This is a genomic window from Synergistaceae bacterium, assembly GCA_031267575.1.
In the GTDB taxonomy this organism is placed as follows: Bacteria; Synergistota; Synergistia; order Synergistales; family Aminobacteriaceae; genus JAIRYN01.
The window spans coordinates 1-6,614 of the sequence record JAIRYN010000012.1; the positions used below are offsets into that span (position 1 = coordinate 1).

The window sequence follows — 6,614 nt, forward strand, 5'->3', positions numbered from 1 at the left end:
GAAGCCCTGACTCAGATGGAGAACTGCGTAGACGGCCAATACCTGCTAGACTTCGGAGAACCCCTAATCTACATCAAACCGACATCCGAGTGGACCCCCGAAGAACGATCAGCAGTAAAAAGCATCCAATTCTCCAAAAAAGAAGGCATAAAAGTCGAGATGAGCGACAAACTCGGCGCTCTCCGCCTACTCTCAGACATCGCGGGACTTTCCAAACAATCAGTGGAAATATCTGGAGCTGGCGGCCAACCCATAGCCTTGAATTTGATCTTCCAGGATGATGAAGAGGGAAAAGAAGGAAAGGAGGGAGAAGAAATCAATAAAGATGAAGACCCTGGACATCCTAATGCCGTACCATCCTCGGAACGCGTGGAAGACCAAGATCCATAGAGAACTAAGGGAACATCGTTTCGCTGTCCTCGTCGCCCACCGCCGCTTCGGGAAAACGGTTGGGGCCTTGAATCATATGCTGATGCGCGCAATAGAAAATAAGCTGCAAATGCCCCGATACGCCTACATCGCGCCCTATCGTGCACAAGCGAAAAGCATCGCATGGAACTACATGAAGCAGTACACTGCGCCTCTGGCCGAGTATCGGAAAATCAACGAGTCGGAATTGAAGATCGAACTACTCTCGAACTATCCGCACCTACCTGGAGCCGTACTGTGCATTCACGGAGCGGACAACCCCGATAGCATACGGGGAATGTATTGGGACGGCGTAATCCTAGACGAATACGCCCAGATGAAACGCGAACTTTGGGAAGAGGTTATACTCCCTGCTCTCTCTGATCGGAGAGGATGGGCGCTCTTCATTGGTACGCCGAAAGGCCAAAACGCTTTCTACGAGATCTATGAGCTGGCCCGAAGAACCAAAGGTTGGTATGTCGGGATGTACCGGGCGGACGAAACGGGGATATTCACCGCCGAAGATCTTGAGACGCTACAGGAAACCATGGGAGACGCGGCCTATCGACAGGAAATGCTGTGTGACTTCACCGCCAGCGCCAACGATATCCTGATCACCATCGACCTCATCGCCAAATCCCTAGCCAAGCATTATTTGCCCGGGGATATCGAAGGAGCGGAGGTTGTATTGGGTGTGGACGTGGCGCGTTTTGGAGACGACGACACCGTGGCCATGCTCAGAAAGGGATTGGTCGCCTTCAAGCCCTGGAGATGGCACGGCCTGAACAACGTTGAAGCTGCCGACCAAATAGGGCAAATCATTCTGGAATATACCCCTCACGCCGTGTTTGTGGACGCGGGGCGAGGAGAAGGAGTCATCGATATCCTTCGAAAACGAGGCTTCACCGTCATGGAGATCCCGTTCGGTAGCCGCGCCATCGATCACGCGAGATACGCAAACAGAGTCACTGAGATGTACGACAAGATCAAGAAGTGGCTCATGGAAAATGGCAGTATACCCGACGATCCCGCACTGAAAGGAGAACTCACCGCGCGGACGTACAACTTCGACACCCGCGGGCGCATGATATTGGAACCGAAAGACAAGTACAAAGAACGTATGGGAGACAGCCCCGACGCGGCCGACGCTCTAGCCCTTACCTTCGCCGCGCCGATCCTGGGCCCGGCGGCTAGAAATGGAATGAACGGGGCAATGGGAGGAGTCGAGATTATCAGGAATAGAAGCGCATCCAGAAACAGAGGCAGGTGATGAAATATGTGCACAAGCGTAAGTGTACCCAAGGTAGAAACCCCCGCATTGCCTCCGACCATGCAATCCGTAGAACCGGAAGCAAATAAGGCGGCCTCCCGTGCCGCAGAGATACGAAGACGGCGACAAGCCCTAGCCCGATCGGACGCGCACAAAGGAGGAGCGATGCAGGCAGCGCCTAAACCAGAAATGAACAACATGCTAGGCGGAGGAACGACGGTGTAGCGATACCCACCATGTGTTTGTCTCTACACCAGGGAGGCTGGGAGAGTGGACGAAAGAATTTTAAAGAAGGCAGTAGAAAAGCGCTTCCTCAACATGATGTGCGAACGCAACAAACAAGAACCGCGATGGCGAGAGCAGGCATTGCAATTCGCTCCCAACCGCGGGCGCTTCAGCATCACGGACGAGGAAAAGCGCGACGAAATTAGAAAAAACAGCATTCCGCGAAGCATTGCGGACGAGTTCGCCGCCGGATTGGGAAGCGGGGTAATGAGCGCGTCCATCGCGTGGTTCACACTGACGGTGTTTGAGCCTCAACTGGGCGAAAGCGAGGCCGTGAAAGCCTACCTCTCGGACGCTACGGAGGAAATGCTGGCGGTCATGATCCGCAGCAATTTGTACGACGAAGCCTTTTCGACGTTCAAGGAAGTTGGGATTTTTGGCACAGGGTGTCTCCTCGTCGAGGAAGACGACGAAGAAGTGTTCAGATGTCGGGCCTATACCGTCGGCCAATACGCCATCGAGCATGATCGAATGAAAAAGGTGAATCGGTTCTGTCATACCCTGAAGTACACGCTCGAAGAACTGGCCATCGAGTTCGGCGAGGAAAAACTACCCATGGAGATGCGCCGAAAGCTCCATATGGCAGAGACATTCGAGCATATATCGAACGAAAGTTATGAGGTTCATCACCTGATCGAGGAAAATACTGAATACGTGCCCGACGCGGAGGGACAAAGGGAAATGAGATACCGCTCCCTCTACTGGTTACCAGGGACCCGCGAACCGGAGTTTCTGAGAATCACGGGATACCATGAGTTTCCCGTGATGGTCCCCAGATGGAGACTTGTGGGTGAAGATCTGTATGGCTCGGAAAACCCTGGAGCTTTGGCACTGGACGACGCGAAAACCATTCAGGATATTGAGACGGACGAACGAACGGCGATTGAGCTTAAAGTATCACCCGCGCTTTTATTACCCAATACGCTGGCAAATGGTAGTATCGACATGCGAGCCGGCGGAGTGACGTTTTACACTCCCGGTCCAGACGGTGCCCCGGTGATCACCCCTTTGTTCCAGGTAAACTTCGATCACAAGGCCGCCGCAGAGAAGATCGAGGCATTGAGAATCTGTCTGGAAAAAGCGTTCTATATTGATTTATTTCGAATGTGGAGTGCTGACCTGAGACAAGGCCGCACGGCCACAGAGATTCAGGCCAGAGAAGAGGAAAAGGTCTATGCTCTGGAGCCCATTCTTACACGATTGATGTACGATTTCTTAGATCCTCTGGTTCTGCGCATTTACGCGATAATGGAACGGCGCAAACTGCTACCGGAACCTCCAGAGGAGTTGGACGATCAGCCATATAGGATCGAATATACCTCGGTACTGGCAAAAACCCAAAAACGAACGTCTCAGCTTGGATTGGACACACTCCTCGGAGTTGGCCAGCGAATAGCAGAACTTCAGATGACGGTAGGAGAAAGACCGAGCATACTCGATAACTTCGACTTCGATACGATTCTCGGCCTCGTCTCTGACATGCACGGAGTCCCGGCGGGCGCGATCCTTGGCAAAGACAAAGTGAACGCCCTTCGGGTGAAGAAACAAGAGGCAGAGCAGCAACAACAGGCAGCTCAGACTGAAGCGGCCGCAGTCCAGGAAGCTCCGCAGTTGGCGAAAACCGCTAAAGATCTTGGACAAACCCCAATGAATGGCGGGCAAACCAACGCGTTGGATGTGCTGCAGGGCATGGCAGCAGGGGCATTACCCAACTAAGGAGGCATGATTGCATGAGCACTGAAGATATGAGCACAACCCAACCGGCAGGCGCAATTCAGCCTGAAGGCGGTCAGACAACGCAGACAACATCCGGAGAACATGGGCAGACAACCCCGAAATCCGCCGGTTCACTTTTGCTGGAGGGCATCGACGGCGGAGACGACGGAGAGAGAGCCACACCACCGAAAGGCGAACCCAAAGAGGGGGAACAGGAAAAACAAGACGAAAAGAAGACGGAACCGGAGACGGAAGCTAAACCCCTGACACGAGAAGATATCACGCTACCGGAGGGGACGACTTACGACGAGGATTCGGGGAAAAGTTTCTTAGATATCGTCAACGATACTTCAATTTCCCGCAAGGATTTGACCCAGAAATTGGTCAATCTCTATGTGGACCAGCAAAAGAAAATGCTTGAATCCTTTGGAGCGGCAAATGATGCTCAAATGCAAGCAGACCTGGCAAAGTGGAACGAGGAAATTAAGGGTTGGCAAACAGCCGCGAAAGCAGACTCTGAATACGGCGGGCAGAAATGGGAAGCCTCGAAAGCCGTCATTGCTCGTGGCTGCGATTACTTAGCTACACCAGAGGCCGCCCAGCTCCTCGCCGAATACCGGCTAAACGCCCATCCTGAGATTCTAAGAATGTTCTACAAAGCGGGGAAATTGGTAGGAGAGGATTCGACACGCGGAGCGACAGGCACAGCAGCACCCTCACCCGGCGACGGTCTTTTAGCCATGTACCGAAAATCTTTGAAACTTTAATAAAGATGAGACGGAAGGACTGATTATCAATGGCTTTATTAGAACTTATGACGTTGCTAGACCTTCGTGGCAGCGTCGCACAAGTTGATGGAGGAATCATCGACGTTGCGGAAATGTTGGTACAGGAAAACGAGGCGCTGACAGATGTTCCCTGGGCGCACGGAAACTTGCTCACAGGGGATATTCATTATAAGAGAACGGCCATGCCTATGGCGCATAAAGTCAGCATTAATCAGGGAATAAAATCTTCGGTCAGCAAAAAGGAACCTCAAATCGACACCTGCATCCAAATCGCAAGTCGCAGCGCCGTGGATATGAGAGAACTACAACTTGCCCCGGAACCGGCCAGGTTCCTCGCTCTTGAAGCAAAACCCCATATCGCCATCATGGGCGAAGACGTCGTTCATGAAATCTTTTACGGAAATGACCCCGACGGAGTAATGGGGATTGCGCCTCGCTATAACAAGCTGGGCGACAGGGAAAAAGGACGACAGATTATCGACTTCGGCGGCACGGGAAGCAACCTCACGTCGGTTTTCTTCGTTAAATGGGATGGACAAGAAGTAACGGGGATTTGTCCGAAGAATGCGCCCGCGGGTCTCGCAATCAAAACAATGACCGATCAGCTTATTCCGGATGTAAACGGAGATTATTTCTATGCTCACGTCACGGATTACTCGCAGTATTTTGGGCTGAAAATCAGAGATCATCGGTTCATATCCAGGCTGTGCAACATCGATATGGACGCCATAGCCACCGATGCCACAGCGCGGCAAAAGCTGTTCCGAGACCTCATTACCACCAAGAACCGCATTTTCCACGTCTCCCAGGGCCGCGTCGTTATGTACATGTCACCGGATTTGGCCAATATCATGGAAATCGCCGCCTTCGACAAGGAGAATGCGGTGGTTAGCTATAAAGAGGGAATCACGAGCGATACTCGGATCGTCACCTTCTCTGGAGTTCCCATTCGTAAAAACGACTTTATGCTCAACCCTGAAAAGCGGGTTGCGTGAGGAGGTAATTTCATTGATTTTCGATCAGAACTTGAAGTTCATCAATAAGGGAGAACTGATGGCCTTTAATGGCGGAGCGGTGGGCAATACGTTAGATTTAGGCGCTCCGAATCAGCTGGGAAAGGGCAGAAACAGTTACGTGGTCGTAACCTGTGGCGAGGACATGACCGCCACCGGAGAGCCAAAGATGAAGCTTTCTTTGGAGTTTTCCGAAAACGAAATGTTCAGTCCCTCAGTCCTCGTCCCTCTTTCTTTGCCTCCTCTAAAGAAAGAGAACTTTGCCAAAGGAAAAAACGTGATAGCTCTGGCCCCGATGTATTCCCTGCGCTTCGTGCGTTTGGTCCTGGAGACAGATATCCAATTGGCCTGCTCAGTCATTACGGCGGGGTTTGTTCTGGATCCCCAGACGAATTCGTAAAGAGATCGTGCCGCTATGTCCGTTTTTACGCTATGCGAGCGGGCTATTGGGCTGGTGCGGGGGAAAAGGCTGGAGTTGACCACTGGCGAGACGGCGGCGCTGGAAAGCTTAAACTATTCGAGCCTGATTTCCTCCGGGGCACAGGAAGAGGCCGTGACCTGCTGCCGGCATTTCGCTGCCGTCCGGGATAGCCTCTTTCACACGTACCCTTGGGTATTCGCTATGAAAGCCGTAGCCATTAGTACGCTCACCACAGCGGCGGTTCTGCGGGGATGGAAACACGGCTACAATCTTCCGACAGACTGCCTCATGCCTCTCCGGGTCATGTTGGGGCATAAAGCCACGTCACCCTACGAGCAGGTTGGAAACGTGCTCCTCTGTGACCGCAACGACGGAACACTTCGATACATCCGAAGCGTACCGACCACCGAGGGAACAAACAGTTGGCCACCCCTATTTCAGGACGCCTTTTGCGCCCGTCTGGCGGGTGAGATAGCCGTAGCCGTGACGGGGACCGGCGAGCTTGCAGAATACTTGATGAGCCAATACAACCTGGCTATTTCCGAGGCGCACCGACAAAAAGTCATCGACGCGGATATTTCCATGGATAACTACGGAAGGGGCGTAACATCTTCAACCACACGGTATTACCCCGCGTCCACCATCGTATCGAGTCCGAGTCCAAGATCGGGCAATGAATCTCAATAAAGAATAAAGGAAGAAGGTCAAACAAG

At 52.5% G+C, this 6,614-nt stretch carries 8 protein-coding genes; all 8 read left to right on the forward strand.

Annotation, left to right across the window (positions count from 1 at the left end; genetic code table 11):
- The coding region (locus LBJ36_01720) for a hypothetical protein (GenBank protein MDR1377760.1) at positions 1-390 on the forward strand (390 nt) is incomplete at its 5' end.
- Positions 326-1,678: a terminase family protein gene (locus tag LBJ36_01725; protein ID MDR1377761.1), complete on the forward strand. Its 1,353-nt coding sequence runs from the start codon at positions 326-328 to the stop codon at positions 1,676-1,678. The genes LBJ36_01720 and LBJ36_01725, both read left to right, overlap by 65 nt.
- A 60-nt stretch (positions 1,679-1,738) precedes the next feature.
- Positions 1,739-1,903 (forward strand): hypothetical protein, encoded by a 165-nt coding sequence (locus LBJ36_01730; GenBank protein MDR1377762.1) that lies wholly within the window; start codon positions 1,739-1,741, stop codon positions 1,901-1,903.
- A 45-nt stretch (positions 1,904-1,948) separates the two neighbouring features.
- Positions 1,949-3,679 (forward strand): head-tail connector protein, encoded by a 1,731-nt coding sequence (locus LBJ36_01735; GenBank protein ID MDR1377763.1) that lies wholly within the window; start codon positions 1,949-1,951, stop codon positions 3,677-3,679.
- 14 nt (positions 3,680-3,693) lie between these two features.
- A complete protein-coding gene (locus tag LBJ36_01740; GenBank protein ID MDR1377764.1) occupies positions 3,694-4,446 on the forward strand; it encodes a hypothetical protein in 753 nt (250 codons plus the stop codon).
- Between the two features lie 29 nt (positions 4,447-4,475).
- Positions 4,476-5,462 (forward strand): hypothetical protein, encoded by a 987-nt coding sequence (locus tag LBJ36_01745; GenBank protein ID MDR1377765.1) that lies wholly within the window; start codon positions 4,476-4,478, stop codon positions 5,460-5,462.
- A 13-nt stretch (positions 5,463-5,475) separates the two neighbouring features.
- Positions 5,476-5,880 (forward strand): hypothetical protein, encoded by a 405-nt coding sequence (locus LBJ36_01750; protein MDR1377766.1) that lies wholly within the window; start codon positions 5,476-5,478, stop codon positions 5,878-5,880.
- A gap of 15 nt (positions 5,881-5,895) precedes the next feature.
- Positions 5,896-6,588 carry a hypothetical protein gene (locus LBJ36_01755; protein ID MDR1377767.1) on the forward strand — a complete coding sequence of 231 codons (693 nt, stop codon included), beginning with the start codon at positions 5,896-5,898 and terminating at the stop codon, positions 6,586-6,588.
- Positions 6,589-6,614: the final 26 nt, after the last annotated feature.

Excerpts from the sequence above, each read along its gene's own strand:
- LBJ36_01725 (MDR1377761.1), top strand. The coding sequence starts at position 326 with ATGAAGACCCTGGACATCCTAATGCCGTACCATCCTCGGAACGCGTGG.
- LBJ36_01755 (MDR1377767.1), top strand. The coding sequence starts at position 5,896 with ATGTCCGTTTTTACGCTATGCGAGCGGGCTATTGGGCTGGTGCGGGGG.
- LBJ36_01730 (MDR1377762.1), top strand. The coding sequence starts at position 1,739 with ATGCAATCCGTAGAACCGGAAGCAAATAAGGCGGCCTCCCGTGCCGCA.
- LBJ36_01745 (MDR1377765.1), top strand. The coding sequence starts at position 4,476 with ATGGCTTTATTAGAACTTATGACGTTGCTAGACCTTCGTGGCAGCGTC.
- LBJ36_01740 (MDR1377764.1), top strand. The coding sequence starts at position 3,694 with ATGAGCACTGAAGATATGAGCACAACCCAACCGGCAGGCGCAATTCAG.